The 14,087-nt window shown below is 59.5% G+C and carries 13 protein-coding genes, 1 tRNA gene and 1 pseudogene; 8 read left to right on the top strand and 7 right to left on the bottom strand.

The genetic code is table 11. The features are described 5' to 3' along the window. Window positions 1-88: 88 nt before the first annotated feature. From WMQ00_RS08555 to WMQ00_RS08535, 5 genes are all read left to right on the top strand, one after another. The gene (locus tag WMQ00_RS08555) at window positions 89-874 is read left to right on the top strand and encodes a (Fe-S)-binding protein (protein ID WP_049361528.1); all 786 of its coding nucleotides are present in this window, start codon (window positions 89-91) and stop codon (window positions 872-874) included. Next, window positions 874-2,379, top strand: a complete 1,506-nt coding sequence (locus WMQ00_RS08550; protein WP_049361405.1) for a lactate utilization protein B — start codon at window positions 874-876, stop codon at window positions 2,377-2,379. The genes WMQ00_RS08555 and WMQ00_RS08550 overlap by 1 nt, the downstream gene beginning before the upstream one ends. Continuing rightward, complete coding sequence (locus tag WMQ00_RS08545) at window positions 2,376-2,996, top strand: LutC/YkgG family protein (RefSeq protein ID WP_023021780.1); 621 nt, start codon at window positions 2,376-2,378, stop codon at window positions 2,994-2,996. Before WMQ00_RS08550 ends, WMQ00_RS08545 begins: the two co-directional genes overlap by 4 nt. A 117-nt stretch (window positions 2,997-3,113) precedes the next feature. Continuing rightward, entirely contained in the window at window positions 3,114-4,700 is a 1,587-nt protein-coding gene (locus WMQ00_RS08540; RefSeq protein WP_023021781.1) for an alpha/beta fold hydrolase, read from the top strand. Between the two features lie 53 nt (window positions 4,701-4,753). Further along, window positions 4,754-4,827: transfer RNA gene (locus WMQ00_RS08535), tRNA-Arg, on the top strand. Between the two features lie 64 nt (window positions 4,828-4,891). Here WMQ00_RS08535 and WMQ00_RS08530 read toward each other — a convergent pair. Continuing rightward, on the bottom strand, window positions 4,892-5,689 hold the full coding sequence (locus WMQ00_RS08530) for a MerR family transcriptional regulator (RefSeq protein WP_023021782.1): 798 nt from the start codon (window positions 5,687-5,689) through the stop codon (window positions 4,892-4,894). 97 nt (window positions 5,690-5,786) lie between these two features. On the opposite strand from WMQ00_RS08530, the gene WMQ00_RS08525 reads away from it, so the two are divergent. The 3 genes and pseudogenes from WMQ00_RS08525 to WMQ00_RS08515 all read left to right on the top strand — a co-directional run bounded on the left by WMQ00_RS08525 (window position 5,787) and on the right by WMQ00_RS08515 (window position 8,363). Continuing rightward, entirely contained in the window at window positions 5,787-6,293 is a 507-nt protein-coding gene (locus WMQ00_RS08525) for a hypothetical protein (protein ID WP_340440885.1), read from the top strand. 1 nt (window position 6,294) lies between these two features. Further along, window positions 6,295-7,193 (top strand): annotated as a pseudogene (locus tag WMQ00_RS08520) (ABC transporter ATP-binding protein). A 3-nt stretch (window positions 7,194-7,196) separates the two neighbouring features. Next, a complete protein-coding gene (locus tag WMQ00_RS08515) occupies window positions 7,197-8,363 on the top strand; it encodes an ABC transporter permease (RefSeq protein ID WP_023021786.1) in 1,167 nt (388 codons plus the stop codon). 59 nt (window positions 8,364-8,422) lie between these two features. Here WMQ00_RS08515 and WMQ00_RS08510 read toward each other — a convergent pair whose 3' ends face one another. The 6 genes from WMQ00_RS08510 to WMQ00_RS08485 form a co-directional block, all read right to left on the bottom strand. After that, window positions 8,423-8,626 (bottom strand): hypothetical protein, encoded by a 204-nt coding sequence (locus WMQ00_RS08510; protein WP_023021787.1) that lies wholly within the window; start codon window positions 8,624-8,626, stop codon window positions 8,423-8,425. Between the two features lie 108 nt (window positions 8,627-8,734). Further along, window positions 8,735-9,034: a hypothetical protein gene (locus tag WMQ00_RS08505; RefSeq protein WP_023021788.1), complete on the bottom strand. Its 300-nt coding sequence runs from the start codon at window positions 9,032-9,034 to the stop codon at window positions 8,735-8,737. A 5-nt stretch (window positions 9,035-9,039) separates the two neighbouring features. Next, window positions 9,040-9,546, bottom strand: coding sequence for a MarR family winged helix-turn-helix transcriptional regulator (locus tag WMQ00_RS08500; RefSeq protein WP_023021789.1), 507 nt, complete (start codon window positions 9,544-9,546; stop codon window positions 9,040-9,042). Between the two features lie 4 nt (window positions 9,547-9,550). Beyond that, the gene (locus tag WMQ00_RS08495) at window positions 9,551-12,136 is read right to left on the bottom strand and encodes an AAA family ATPase (RefSeq protein WP_340440884.1); all 2,586 of its coding nucleotides are present in this window, start codon (window positions 12,134-12,136) and stop codon (window positions 9,551-9,553) included. Next, window positions 12,136-13,266, bottom strand: coding sequence for a metallophosphoesterase family protein (locus tag WMQ00_RS08490; RefSeq protein WP_284835737.1), 1,131 nt, complete (start codon window positions 13,264-13,266; stop codon window positions 12,136-12,138). Before WMQ00_RS08490 ends, WMQ00_RS08495 begins: the two co-directional genes overlap by 1 nt. Beyond that, window positions 13,266-14,087 (bottom strand): SWIM zinc finger family protein, encoded by an 822-nt coding sequence (locus tag WMQ00_RS08485; protein ID WP_023021792.1) that lies wholly within the window; start codon window positions 14,085-14,087, stop codon window positions 13,266-13,268. Before WMQ00_RS08485 ends, WMQ00_RS08490 begins: the two co-directional genes overlap by 1 nt.

The raw sequence follows: 14,087 nt of genomic DNA, 5'->3' as shown, positions 1-14,087 counted from the left end.
GGTCAACGAGGAGACGCATTACGCACGTACTGCTTAAAGGGAGTAAGGTTGTGGCTACCCCATGTCAAAAATCAACGAGGAGCACCGTATGCGCATTGCGCTATTTTCCACTTGCATTGGTGACGCCCTTTTCCCGGACGTACAAAAGGCAACGGCACTGGTTCTCTCCCGCTTGGGCCACGAGGTGGTCTTCCCGGAAGAACAGACCTGCTGCGGCCAGATGCACATCAATACCGGCTACCAAAAGGAAACGTTGGGCATGATCCGCTCTTATGCGGATGCCTTCGCAGATCCCTCTATTGACTACGTAGTTGCGGCCTCCGGTTCCTGCGTGGGCGCCGTTCGTGAACAGCACGAGCGCATCGCCGACCGTTTCGGCAACTCCGCCGACGTCGACGGCGCCCGCAAGACCACCCAAAAGACCCTGGATCTACCCGAATTCTTGGTCGACGTTGCCGGCGTGACCAATGTGGGCGCATTCTTCCCGCACCGCGTGACCTACCACCCCTCCTGCCACGGCTTGCGCTTCCTGAAACTGGGCGACCGCCCGCTGCAGCTGCTCCAAGAAGTAGAGGGCATCGACCTGGTCACCCTTCCTAATAAGGAAGAATGCTGTGGCTTCGGCGGTACCTTCGCAATCAAGAATGCGGAAGTATCCCGCGCGATGGTCACGGATAAGACCCGCCACGTTAAGGAGACCGAAGCAGAATTCGTCACCGGCGGTGACTCCTCCTGCCTGATGAACATCGGTGGTGCCCTGAGCCGCCAGCGTTCCGGTGTCCGCGCCGTTCACATGGCTGAGATCTTGGCTTCCACCAAGGAGCACCCATGGACTCCTACCTCCGCCGCCTACTCCAAGGAGACGATGCTCTAATGACCTCTTTCCTCGATACCACCCCACCGCGTGCGCCGGAAGGCTACGGTAACCTGCGCGGCAGCAAGGCCTTTGTTCCCCTCGCACACGTTGGCCTAAACAACGCCACCCAGCGCCACAACCTGCAGCATGCCACTACCTCCATTCGTGAGAAGCGCTCTGGCGCTGTAGAAGAGCTGGATGATTGGCAGGAGCTGCGCGCCGCTGGTTCCGCAATTAAGGAAGATGTCGCCGCCCGCATGCCAGAACTGCTCGAACAGTTCGAAGAGGCAGTTAAGGCGCGCGGTGGCACTGTCCACTGGGCACGCGATGCCAAGGAAGCTAACCAGATCATCGAGGGTCTGATTCGCGCCACCGGCGAGACCGATGTGGTCAAGGTTAAGTCCATGGCCACGCAGGAAATCGGCATGAACGAGCACCTAGAGGCGGCCGGCATCAACGCTCGCGAGACCGACCTCGCGGAGCTCATCGTGCAGCTGGGTGAAGATAAGCCATCCCACATTCTGGTTCCGGCTATCCACCGCAACCGCGCGGAGATTCGCGATATCTTCGTCAACAAGATGCCGAACACCGATGACTCCCTGCAGGCAGAGCCGGCCGAGCTGGCAGAGGCATCCCGCCAGTTCCTGCGCGAGCAGTTCATGAAGGCCAAGGTTGCCATCTCTGGCGCCAACTTCGGCGTAGCAGAAACCGGCACCATCAACATCGTGGAGTCCGAGGGCAATGGCCGCATGTGCCTGACCCTGCCGGAGACCCTCATTACCGTCATGGGCATTGAAAAGCTGGTTCCTACCTTCCAGGACCTGGAAGTCTTCCTCCAGCTGCTGCCGCGTTCTTCCACCGCGGAGCGTATGAACCCATACACCTCCATGTGGTCCGGCGTTACTGAAGGCGATGGCCCGCAGAACTTCCACTTGGTGCTGCTGGATAACGGCCGTACCGCGGCCCTGTCTTCTCCGATTGGCCACCAGGCCCTCAAGTGCATCCGTTGCTCGGCCTGCCTGAATGTTTGCCCGGTCTACGAGCGCGCCGGCGGCCACGCCTACGGCTCGGTCTACCCTGGCCCAATTGGTATTTCCCTGACGCCGCAGCTCACCGGCATGAAGGACCACAACGATCCTTCCGCCAGCCTGCCTTATGCTTGCTCGCTGTGTGGCCGCTGCGACGAGGTTTGCCCGGTTAAGATTCCGCTTTCTGACGTCATTTTGGAAAACCGTCACCAGAAGGTCACCCACGCCACCCCACCAATCGAGCCGAAGCTCTTCAAGACCATCCAGCTGCTGTGGAGCAACCCGAAGCTGTGGAACAAGGCAACACACATGGTCGCCTTGGGCCGCATTTTGGGTGGCACCAACAAGACCATCGAATCCCTGCCACTGTTTATGTCCGGTTGGTCTGAGGGCCGCGATACCGCGGTTCCGCCGAAGAAGTCCTTCCGCCAGTGGTTTGAATCCGAAGAAGGCAAGGAACTTCTTGCCGAGGCCCGTGAGGAGTCCAAAAAGTGAACGCAAAGCAGGAAATCCTAAGCCGCATCCGCTCCGCCCAAAAGCAGGCTGGTCTTCCCGACCACGTTGATGCCCCGCGCGACTACCAGCGCGAAGGCACCCTGAACGCGGACGAACTGCGCGATATGCTCATTGACCGACTCGAGGACTACAAGGCCGAGGTACACGTCACCGAGGAAGGCGAGCTCAAGCAGGCCATCGCCAAGATCCTCAAGGACCGCAAGTGCAACGACATCCGCTATGCCGAGGGCATGGATGCCAGCCTATTCGAAGGCTTCGACGCGAAGCCGGACGATAAGAGTGTCGATCCGCGCACCCTCAATGAGACCGACGCAGTGGTCACTTATTCCCACGTCACCTCCGCCCAGACCGGCACCATCGTGCTCGAGTCTGATGAACGTTGCGGTCGTCGCGCGCTCACCCTGGTTCCGGATCGCCACCTGTGCATCGTCCACCAAGATGAGATCGTCTACGGCATCCCCGAGGTCATTTCCCGCATGGATCCAGAGAAGCCTGCAACCTGGATTTCCGGCCCTTCCGCCACCTCTGATATCGAGCTCACTCGTGTCGAGGGCGTACACGGCCCGCGCGATCTCATCGTCCTCATCGTCAAGTAGGTGCATAGCCCTCGCCCCGGCCGGTGAGGGCACCCACCTACTGTGAATATGATGCCAAAAGCATCAAAAAAGCATAGGCTAGGTCTACCAATAATTCTTATTCTGGAGACCTAACCTATGCTTTCTTTTTCTTCGAAGCTGGCGGCCACGCTTGGTGCTGCCGCACTGACCATGGGCATCACTGCACCGATTGCCACGGCCGCGCCTGCACCTGCACCACAGGCAGCCAAGCCCACCATTTCCTGGGAAGACTGCCCTGAACAGGTAGACATCGACAACGCCGAATGCGGACGCATCGAGGTTCCTACGTACTACGACAACCCAGAGGCCGGCACCATTAGCGTCGGCTTCGTGCGCGTTCCCGCCGCCAACCCAGGCGCCCGCCGTGGCGCGTTGTTTACCAACCCTGGTGGCCCAAGTGGCGATGCCTATGGATGGGCCGGCAATACCGCCGTTCCATGGCCACAGGCCGTACGCGATGAGTGGGACACCATTGGTGTGCAACCGCGTGGCCTGCCTGGCTCCACTCCAGTCAAGTGCGATGCTTCGGCTGCTAGTGACCCACTCCGAGATAGCCTGCAGATAGGAAAACTCACTCGCGATGCTTGCGAGAAGAACACCCCGGGCTATACCAATTCTTTAACCACCGCCAATACCTTGGAAGATTGGGAGATGGTTCGCCGCGCCTTGGGCGAGGACAAGATTGACATCGCTGGTACTTCTTATGGCACCTACCTCGGTTCCGCTTATGCCACCAAATATCCGGAGCACACCGGCAAGGTCTTGTTGGATTCCGGAATGAGCCCCAAGCTGGCGTGGAATGGCATCTTTGCTTCGCAACAACGCGGCTATGAAAAGGCACTGCACGATCTCTTCGGGTTCATTGCCAAAAATGATGCCAAGTACCACCTCGGCACCACCCCGCTGCAGGTCTATGAAAAGTGGTCTCAAAAGGTAGCTCGTGAGGCAGGTGTACGCCCTACCGTATTGCCACCGAACGCCAAGATTGGTGACCTACCTCCAGGACTCGAGTTTGCCGGTCAGCCTGGTGCGAACATCATGACTGCCACCGGCCCATTGCGCGTGCAGGCGGAGTTCCTCAGCCAGAAGATTCACAACCCCAACGCCGTGCAGGCAGCCTCCCCGTTACTGAACATGACGCGCCTCCTTGTTGTACCGACCCCTTCACGATGGGATGCCTTTGCCAAGCACCTCAACGGTAGCGAACCTATCGATGCGGAGCAGGCCGATCCGGACGCCGTGCAGAAACAACAGGAGTCCTTCGCGCAAGCAATAAATATGCAAAACCTCATCGTTTGCAATGAAAACACCGTGCCCGGAAATCCGCTGCTGTACCCGAGCTACCTGTGGTCCAACTTCGTCAGCTTTGATCCCTTCACCCAAGTCAACTCTCTCTACGGCTCCGGCGCAGGCTGTGGTGGACGTGCGCCGGTCACGGGCCAGGCGCCTCTCGACGGCTCCAAGCTCGCCACCAAGCCCCTCCAGATTCAAGCAACCGGCGACCCACAAACGCCGTACCAATACCACACGAGCCTCTCCAAGCCGATGCAGTCCCGTGTGGTCACCGTCCATGGCCCCGGCCATGCGCACTTTGCCTCTGGGAATAAGGTTGTCGATGACATCGGCGTGCACTACTTGCGCACCGGTGAAGTCACTACCACCGACGCCCCCGGGTTGATTTAGTCCCCCACTACCCCATGCGCTAAAATCACATCGTTGGGAATTTTCCCAGCGATGTCTCCGTAGCTCAGCGGATTAGAGCATCGGTTTCCGGTACCGAAGGTCGCAGGTTCGATCCCTGTCGGGGACACGGTTACCGCTGGCCACCAGTACTTTCCGGTGGCCAGCGGTTTATTTATCTTCCGGCCCGCTAGCTATTTCCACTCCGGATTGGCGGTATCCACCCCTTGTGCCTTAGCCGCATGCTCAATCGCGTCCGCCAACCACTGGGCCAGCCCTTCCTGCTGCGCCTCATAGTGCGCACGGAAGCGCTCATCGGCAACGTAGCCGCGGGAGATTAAGAAGTGCTTTGCCGGCGTTACAGGAAAGAAGGCGCTGAGTGCTGCGCGGTGCTTTTCGACGAGCCCCTGGGCCTCCTCCGAGTCCGGTGCCACTCCACTGGCTACAGCCTGGGCCAGCTCCTTTTCCACCTCAGCAACTGCCGCCTGAGCTTCGCTCCAGTTCTGCTTCGACCAGTCGGCAGTGCGTTGCTGATACATTGCCCAGTCCTCGCTCGATCCATAGGCCTCTTCCGCCTCTTGCTGATATGCGGCGAAATTTCCATCACCTACAATTTGTCCAATTTCTTCCACAGTGAGCTTTCGTTTATTCATTGCATCCTCCATCAAGGTGTCAATCGCTGCCAGCATTTCAGTGAGGTTGTCGCGCTGGGCAAGCAAGCTTTCCCTCTGCCTCTGCAAATGTTCTATATCGGAGGCAGCGCCATCTAGCAGCTGTTTAATATCGGTCAATTTCATACCAGTGGCGCGGTAGATGAGAATCTTCTGCACTCGGGCACAGTCTTCCTCGGTATATAGCCGGTAGTTGGACCAGCTGCGCCACGTGGGTGACAGCAAACCTTGCGCCTCCCAGTGATGCAGCGTGCGCACCGTAATACGGAAGAGCGCTGCTACCTCGCCAACGGTATAGAGAACTTCATCGATGTCGTCCATGATTTTATTGTCGCGCCTTACGCTACGTCAGGGTCAACCCAGAGAAAATCTGCAGAATCTCTTGCCAGAGTGTTGGGTTTATGCAACACTTGGGTGCATGACAGCAAACGACAACCCTGTTTCTACAAAGATCCGTGCCGAGCGGTTCCGCCGACCAGGCCCCACCCGTGGATTAATCGCGTCTATGTATCTGTGCGTAGCCATTTCCGCGATTTCCCTCATCTGCGCACTAGCGTTTTCCTCCTACTGGTCTCTCTTGGCCATGTCTGTAGCAATGGTCCTCTCGTGCGTCCCGTGGACCATTCTGCGCATAACCATCGATTCCAAGGACAGCAAGCCGCTGTCTTTTCTCGATGAATATGAAGCCCAGGTCCTGGATGAGTGGCGCCGCAGGGCCTTCAAGCTGTCTACTTCCCTGCTATTTGTCGGCGGTTTCGCCACGCTCCTCGTGGGAAATTGGTTCCTCGGAGGAGGGATTACCGGCACTATTGGTACCAAATACTTACTTGGGGCCGGCTATTTTCTGCTTTTTAGCTTCTTCATCTCTACCACCCTGCCCGCCGTCGGCTACGCACTAACCTTCAACCAGAACACGGAGCACTAATATGCCCACCTTGACCATTGACCACCTCAATAAGTCCTTCGGGGAGACGCAAGCCCTGCGGGATATGACCTTTACGTTGGCGAGGGCGAAATCTTCGGGTTTGTCGGCTCCAACGGCGCCGGAAAGTCCACCACCATGCGTATCGCGCTTGGCGTGCTGTCTAAAGACTCCGGCGAAGTCTACTTTGATAACGCCCCAATTAATGACGATAATCGCCGCCGCATTGGCTATATGCCAGAAGAGCGCGGACTCTACGGCAAAGAGCCCCTGCTGAGCCAGCTGGTCTTCCTCGGCACGCTGCATGGCATGGATAAGTCGGCTGCTAAGCGGGCCGGCACTGAACTCCTAGAACAGCTGGGGCTCGGTGAGCGCATGGACGATAAGCTCGATGATCTCTCCCTAGGCAACCAGCAGCGAGTGCAGCTGGCCGCCTCCCTCATCCACGATCCGGACATGCTGATTTTGGATGAGCCTTTCTCTGGACTCGACCCGGTAGCGGTCAACGTGATGTCTGACATGCTGCGTGAACGCGCCGCCCGCGGCGTACCGGTTATATTTTCTTCGCACCAGTTGGACTTGGTGCAGCGCTTATGTGACCGCGTGGGCATTGTGACGAAGGGGCACATGGTGGCCGAAGGGGGCGTCGATAAGCTGCGCAGCCAGGGCCCGCCGCGCTTTGAGGTCGCTACCCCAGCACGCGGCTGGTACCCGGAGGGCACGGAGCTGGTGGCCGAAACTCCCGACGCCGTGGTAGTCCAAGCAGATCCCAGCGTTGATGACCAGACGATCCTGCAGGCTGCCCTAGCCGCTGGCCCAGTCCACTCCTTCGGCCGCAAGATCCCAGACCTGACCGAGCTTTTCCAGGACGTCGTCACCAGCAACCAGAATGAGGAGGCCTAAGCCATGCAGTATTCCGCAATGAAGACCATCGGAGTTGTAGCCAAGCGCGAAATGGCAGTCGCACTGAAGTCGAAGATGGTAGTGGGCACAATGCTGCTGCTCATTCTCGGCGCCATTATCGCCCCGATTGCTATCAGCTTCTTCAGCGGCGATGATGAACCTGATTCCGTAGCCGTCGTGGGGATGGAAGCAACTGCCTTCAAAGATTCCGGCATCGATGCCACCGCGGCGAAAGACCGCGCGGAAGCCCAGCAATTGGTAGAAAATGACGAGGCCGATGCCGCGCTCGTTCCGGCAGAAAACGACGGCTGGGATCTTTTGAGCAAGGGTGATACGCCTGCCACGGTAACGACCACCGTCAACCAAATCGTTTCTTCTCAAGCACAAGCAACGGCGCTGGATAAGCTCAATATTGACCCGCAAGAGCTAGAAAAGGCTACCCCTTCTACCGCTGTAAATCAGGTGAACCTAGAAGAAGAGGATGGCACTGAACAAAAGATGGCCGGCGTGGCCACGGTCCTCATTGGCGCAATGGCGGTGGTCTTTTCCATCATGACTTTCGCTGGCCTGATTGGCGGCCGCGTCACGGAGGAAAAGTCCTCCCGCGTGGTGGAAATTATCTTGTCCTCCGTGCGCCCAGTAGACTTCCTGGCCGGCAAGATTTTGGGCAATACCATCATCGGTTTCTTGGCTACCCTCCTCATTCTGGGCGGTGGCGCAATCTCGCTTACTGCATCCGGCCTGGCTAGTGATTTCGAGCTAGATTATGGCTTGGTAGCCGTCCTCCTTGTGGGCGAGATTCTAGGCCTGCTTTTCTTTGGCAGCCTTTACGCTGCAGCCGGCTCCATGGTGCAGCGCACCGAGGATCTCCAGTCCACGCAGGCACCTATTTTATTCCTTGTCTTTGCCACCATGTATGTACCAATGTTCGGCTGGATGCATCTGGATGCCACGTGGATGCAGGTCATGACCTGGTTGCCGCCGGTTTCCATGCTGGTCGCTCCGATGCAGGTGGCCGGAGGAAACCTCAGCTGGCTAGGCTTGCTGGCTAGCTACGTGCTCATGGCTGTGGTGACCGCACTGATTATCGTGCTAGTCGGTCGCATCTACCGCCGCGCCATTTTGAATAATGGACGCAAGATGACCTGGCGCCAGGCGGTGGGCAAATAAAAATAATCCGGCTCCCCTGCCGTGTGCAAGGGGGAGCCGGATTCTTCTATGAGCCGAAGCTACTGAGTAATGAACTCGTTGGTGATCGGCTGGGTGATGTCCAAGGTGCCGTGCTCGATGTAGTACATACCGAAGAACATGGCTGCCAGCATCACTACGGCTAGCAGCATGGAAGGAATCCACTGAAGGAATACGGGAACCCAGCCCTTGCCCTTATCGCGAGCTGCTGCTTCGCGCTGTTCCTGAGCCTCACGCTCGTTCATAATGATAAAACCTTTCGATCCACCGAGGATTAACTACGGATATCTTAACAGTTAAGTGCTTATAAGGCCGCATTCCTCGCACTTTTGATTGACGCCGAAATTTCGCCCTTAGATTCCGGGGTCCTCGTTATTGAGCAGTGCCTCTACGAAAGACTCGCGGTCCGCGAGCATGCGCTCGATGTCCTCTTCCGCGCCGACAATCCATAGCTCGGTGTCTTGGTCATAGGTCAACACGGAGTCTGGGTAGGCCTCTAGGGCCTCTTCCATAGCGGAGACTTGTTCCTCGCTGGCGGCATCATCCAGGTGCGCTTCGGGGTCACCGATGCGTGGACTAAGCTCCTCCAACGCGGTGATTCCGTAGGTCTTATATTGTTTCTTTGGGTGCTCAAAGAGCTCTTGTCCCATCATGGAGCTTAATCCCTTCCGTGTAGTAGCGAATCTGGCACGTATCCCTCATAGCCTGGGAGGTTTTTGGCCTGCAAAACGCCGTTAAAAAAGCGCCGCAGCGCAGGCACGTCCTCGGGCTGCAGGTGGTCAAAAACCATGCGGCGGACTGATTCCACATGTTCGGGGGCGGCGCGCCGCAAGTGTTCTATGCCCACGTGAGTAACGCACACATTGATCCCACGGGCATCTACCGCGTCTGGTTCTTTATAAAGCAGGCCGCGCTTTTCCATGCGGGTTACTTGGTGGGAGGCGCGGGAGCGATCCCACTCTAGCTGCGTGCACAACTCGTGCAGGCGCAGGTGCTGCTCCGGTGCCTCAGACAAGGCAACGAGGACAGCAAACTCGGAGGCAGATACCTCGCCGCCGGCCTTGAGCGTTTCATCCATTCCCCTATTAATCTTGCGCACAGCGCCAAGGAGCAGGCGCCATAGTTCCTGCTCCTCGTCGTCTAACCAGCGAGTTTGAGAAGGCATGGCACTAGATTACCCCTTTGAGGGAAGCAATGGCGCGCTCGCTGCGCCCCGGCACGCGAGAATAGCGCTCCGGCATGCAGGTAAAGACCAATACCTGGTTATCCCGTCCCACGTGGGAAAAGAGCGTAGCCATGAGTTGCAGGCGGTGCGCGTCGGTAGAACCCAGCGCATCGTCCACGATGACCGGCACCGACTCCGCCCCTACCAATTGCGCAATGGCAAAGCGGGTGAGGATGGCCAACTGCTCGCGAGCACCGCCGGACAAGCTGGCCAGGTTCACCGTCTCTTTATCCTGGGTACGGGCGGTCACGCGGAGATCTTCATCGAGTTCGAAGGTGATATCGCCACCATAAACGGTGCGAGCCAGCTGTGAGAGTGCGTCCACGAAGGGCGCGGCGTAACGCTGGCGGGCGGCATCGCGGTGCTTGAGTAAAAGTTCGCGCAGATAGCGAGCTGCTTGCGCGCGCTTGTCTACGCTCTCGTACACCGCGCGAGCCATCTCTACCGCTGCGGTGGCCTGCTGGGCGCGCTCGGCGGCACCAGAGTGGAAGTTGATTTCGCTCGACAGCCTGCCAAGGTCCACCTCACAACGCTGGATGCGTCCAGTGAGGTATTCCAGGTGGGACTTCGCGCCTTCTACCAGCGAATTGGCGGTATCAAGATCAACCGCTTCCATCTGCTCCAGCTGCCCGCGCAGCTCCGCCACGACGGTCTCCAAACGGGTGACCTCGGCATGGAGCGCCTCGTCGGCGGCATGCTCTCGCGCGGAGGAGAGCTCCCTGGTCACGCGCTGTGCATTCTCGCGGGCGGCGGTCAGCTCGGCGTTTAAGCGCACTACCTCGTGGGCAAGACGGCTTTCGCGATACGGCACAAGCTTGCGGTCGAGCGCATTGACTTTTTCGCTGGCTGCTTCTTCCGCGGCTTCGGCGGCAGCGAGATCGACCTCACCCGCATCTTCAAGGTCCGCCACCTTCTCGGACAAAGCGGAATGCTGGGCGCGGAGGTCACCTAAATCATCCGGCCCCAGTTCCACGGCAAGAGCCCGGGTGGCGGCATCCAGAGTGTCGTTGAGCGCGCGGTGCTCCTCATGGGTCTTTTCGGCCGCTTCGACAGAATCCACGCCAAGGGTATCGAGCAGGTCCTGCAGTCGTATGCGAGCCTGTTCCACATCGCGCAGGGTGTCTTCGGCTGAGTAGGCCCCAGCGGAGAAGCGAGCGGTAATTTTTCCGATGGTGATAACTCGGGCGTCGACAAGCTCGATGGCGGTGTCCTCGCCTATCTCGACGTCCTCCCCATCAACACGGATCCTAGAACCATCCGGACCCGAAAAGTGCACCTTGGTGGCCGCAGCCTCGTGCAGGCGCGTGGCCACAGACAGCGCCGAGTCCGCCTTATGCAGGCTGCTGATATCGGCCGCGGTGATCTCGCGTCCGCGCTGGGCAATGGCTGCACGGGCCTGGTCTACCTCGGCGGCGAGGGCGTCGAGCGATTCCAACCGGGCGCTTAACTGTTCAAAACTCTGCCTATCTTGCAGGCGGCGAGCCTGTTTGAGAGTGCTGCGGGCCGCGGCATAGTCCTCTTTTGCCTCTGCCAGGCGCTTGTCCAGTGACTTCTTTTCCGCGGCTTCTTTTTGAGCTTTTTCTTGCGCGCTGGTGAGCTTCTGCTCGGCGTCCTTGGCAGCCGTGGCAGATTCATCGGCTGTGGCGACGAGCCCGGCGCGCTCGGTAACCGCTGCTTGGGCGCGGGCGAGGTCCTCGATGGCGCGCTCAAGCGTGGCTTTGTGGGAATCCAGCGTGGCCTGCGCGGTTGCGGCTTCCTCCGCCTGGGTCTGCTTTTCGCTGAGATCGGCTCGGGCGGCGGGAAGCTCGGCTTCGGCGGCGGATTGGTCGCGCTGGAGTTGCTCGTAACGCTCAACCACGGAGTCCAGCTCCCGCAGCACGCGGGTGGCCTCGGCGTGTTCTTCTTCGGCGTGTGCAAGGGCTGCGGCGGATTCCTTGTATTCGCCGGCTGGGTTGCCCTTCGCGGCGGTGAAGTAGCGCTGGTATTCCTTGTCCACGCGGGCAAGGAGCGCGGAATCATCGCCGGAGACCTCTTCCTCGGCCAGGCCAGATTCGCGCTCCAAGGCGCGGGTGAGGCTGGGTATGCCGACGGCCGAGATGGCCTCGCCGGTGTCGTCTTGGCGCATAAAGAGGGCGTCGACAAGCGAGCGGTCCAAGTGTTCCGAGAGGATACGCTCCAACTCATCATCGGCCTGACTGCCGGTAAATTGCGCCGGCCGCGGGGAAGAAATGTGCAGCTCGCAGGATTTCTTGGAAAGCCAGCGCTTGGCAATGCGAAAGCGGTAGTCGCCTACGCTAAGTTCAGCCGTGATTTCCGGGGCCACGTCTTTGCCCACCGGTTGCAGGGCGCGAATGCGTTTGGACCGGCCGCTGTGCTTTTCGGTGAGCACCACGTCGAGCGCCTCCACGATGGTGGATTTGCCGGCCTCGTTTTCGCCGTGGATGACCACGACGCCGGACTCGGGCAGATCATCGAGGACCAAGTGCTCGATGCCCCGGACGTTATTAAGTTCTAGGCGGTGGATGCGCATTAGGACTGTCCCTCCAGGCGGAATAGCAGGTTGGCAGCGTCGCGGGCGACGGGATCCTCGCGGTTATCCAGAAGCTCCTGCAGGGCCTCGGCCGCGTAGCCGGAAATATCAAGGCTAGCTAGTTCTTCCTCGCTGGGCTCGAGGTAGAGATCCATGGTGCGCTCGCGGGGGCGAAGGGAGGCAAATAAAGCCTCGTACTCATCTAGGCGGCGCTGAAGGCGGGCGTGGGCCTCGACGCCGAGCGTGCCGCGCAGGCTATATTTCACGGCCGCGCGCACCTTATCCGGGTACTCGTCCAAGCGTGCCAAGAACAGGTCCACGTCTTCGGCGGAATCCACGGCGGCATCGACTGCCTCAAAAGTCCAGCGTCCGATGCGGCGCTTCTCGACGTCCACCTCATCCCCCACGCGATCCCCCACACGCACCACCAGCGCATTGCCAGAATCTGACTCGCCGCCGCCGGTGCTCGTTTCCTTAAAATCCGTGGTCTCCGGGCTGCCGGAGAACCACACCCGGCCGGTGGTGCCGAGGCTGGCAGTGGAGTGAGTATCGCCGAGCGCAAGGTAGTCAATCACCCCGCGGTCCAGGCAGTCTTCAACGAAGGCTAGATCGATGGTATCGGCGTCATCCTCGCCAGAGCGGGAATCCACCTGCCCGTGACCAACGGCGATGCGAATGCCCTCGGCCGGCTCCAGCGGCTCGAGAGCGTGGCGGACTAAGTCGTGGTTCGCGCGCTTGGACAGATAAGGCGCGCCAACCAGCTCCACGCCGGGGGCCACCTCAATCGGCTGGGAGTCCGCAATAACGTGAACATTATCGGCGCTGGTCTTATAAAAGACCGAGTCCGCCACCAGCGGGTCATGATTGCCGGGCAGGACGTAGACCGGTACAGGTAGGCGCTTAAACATTTCCGTGGCGCGGGCGAGGATTTCGCGGGAGAGGGAATTGTGCTCAAAGACATCGCCGGCTACGACGATGAAATCCGCCCCGGTGTCCTCGGCCAGCTCGCCCAGCCGCATGATCGCGGCCTCGCGGTCATCATTAAATCGGCCCTGGGCCTCGCCCTTCAAGAACCAGCGGGTCATGCCCAGCTGAAAATCGGAGGTATGGATAAACGTGGTAGCAGTCATTAGTGCGTGAGGTGGTAGTAGAGGTCTTCAATATCGGATACCGCGCGCAAGAGATCCAGGTTGGTATGAGAAACCGAACGCATGGCCTTGCGCAAGAGGTCCGGATCGGAGTCATCGATGGCCGGGGCGACCTTGGGCTGCGGCAGTTTGGGCAGCTCGCGGCCGTTCCAGAAGATCTCATTCTTTTCTTCCTCGGACAGCCCGCTTGGGGTAAAGCTTTCGCGGCTGACTGTCTTAGCCTGTTCGAGGACCATGCGCTCCAGGCGGGCAAAGTCCAAGCCACGCATATTAAAAATGACAGCCGGGTCCGCATCCGCCCGGGTGGCGAGCTTATCGCCCACCGCCACGATGTGCTTGCACACGTACTCGCCGTCCGGGCAGTCACAGGTCAGGCGCAGGTCTTCGGCCTCGGGGGCGAAAAGGGTGTCTAGGGCGGCGTCGGCAAGCAGGCCTTTGCGTGCATTGGCAATGGAGTTGGGGGTGCGGGCGAATTCGGTGGCCAGCTGGGCAATATCGTCATTATTGCGGTAGGGCAACTGGATGAGCACCGCGAAGGGCTCATTCTGGGAGCCGGCCACGCGGCCGTGGATGGCGCCGTTGCGCACCTCCAGTCCCACGACGTGGCCGCCCTCGGCATACTGGCGGCCGCGGGTAATCCGGCCGCGATCCGCACCGTGGGAGGTAAAGGCCGCGATACGCGAGGCCGTCGTGGACAGGATGCGCCCGCTGCGGTCGACGTGATTGACCTCAGCCGGGGTGCTTACCCGCTTGCGGGTACCAAAATTGGCATAGATAACGTTGTCATCGCCTTTAACAGCCAT

The organism is Corynebacterium sp. KPL2825, from assembly GCF_037908445.1.
GTDB classification, from domain to species: Bacteria; Actinomycetota; Actinomycetes; order Mycobacteriales; family Mycobacteriaceae; genus Corynebacterium; species Corynebacterium kefirresidentii.
Note: the sequence above shows the minus strand (reverse complement) of the source record. Positions and strands in the feature narration are given on the sequence as shown.

Bases quoted from the DNA above. Each gene is read 5' to 3' on its own strand.
- WMQ00_RS08490 (WP_284835737.1), bottom strand. From the start codon at position 13,266: ATGACTGCTACCACGTTTATCCATACCTCCGATTTTCAGCTGGGCATG.
- WMQ00_RS08505 (WP_023021788.1), bottom strand. From the start codon at position 9,034: ATGATGGGACAAGAGCTCTTTGAGCACCCAAAGAAACAATATAAGACC.
- WMQ00_RS08485 (WP_023021792.1), bottom strand. From the start codon at position 14,087: ATGGCTGTTAAAGGCGATGACAACGTTATCTATGCCAATTTTGGTACC.
- WMQ00_RS08555 (WP_049361528.1), top strand. From the start codon at position 89: ATGCGCATTGCGCTATTTTCCACTTGCATTGGTGACGCCCTTTTCCCG.
- WMQ00_RS08495 (WP_340440884.1), bottom strand. From the start codon at position 12,136: ATGCGCATCCACCGCCTAGAACTTAATAACGTCCGGGGCATCGAGCAC.
- WMQ00_RS08525 (WP_340440885.1), top strand. From the start codon at position 5,787: ATGACAGCAAACGACAACCCTGTTTCTACAAAGATCCGTGCCGAGCGG.
- WMQ00_RS08510 (WP_023021787.1), bottom strand. From the start codon at position 8,626: ATGAACGAGCGTGAGGCTCAGGAACAGCGCGAAGCAGCAGCTCGCGAT.
- WMQ00_RS08550 (WP_049361405.1), top strand. From the start codon at position 874: ATGACCTCTTTCCTCGATACCACCCCACCGCGTGCGCCGGAAGGCTAC.
- WMQ00_RS08530 (WP_023021782.1), bottom strand. From the start codon at position 5,689: ATGGACGACATCGATGAAGTTCTCTATACCGTTGGCGAGGTAGCAGCG.
- WMQ00_RS08540 (WP_023021781.1), top strand. From the start codon at position 3,114: ATGCTTTCTTTTTCTTCGAAGCTGGCGGCCACGCTTGGTGCTGCCGCA.
- WMQ00_RS08500 (WP_023021789.1), bottom strand. From the start codon at position 9,546: ATGCCTTCTCAAACTCGCTGGTTAGACGACGAGGAGCAGGAACTATGG.
- WMQ00_RS08515 (WP_023021786.1), top strand. From the start codon at position 7,197: ATGCAGTATTCCGCAATGAAGACCATCGGAGTTGTAGCCAAGCGCGAA.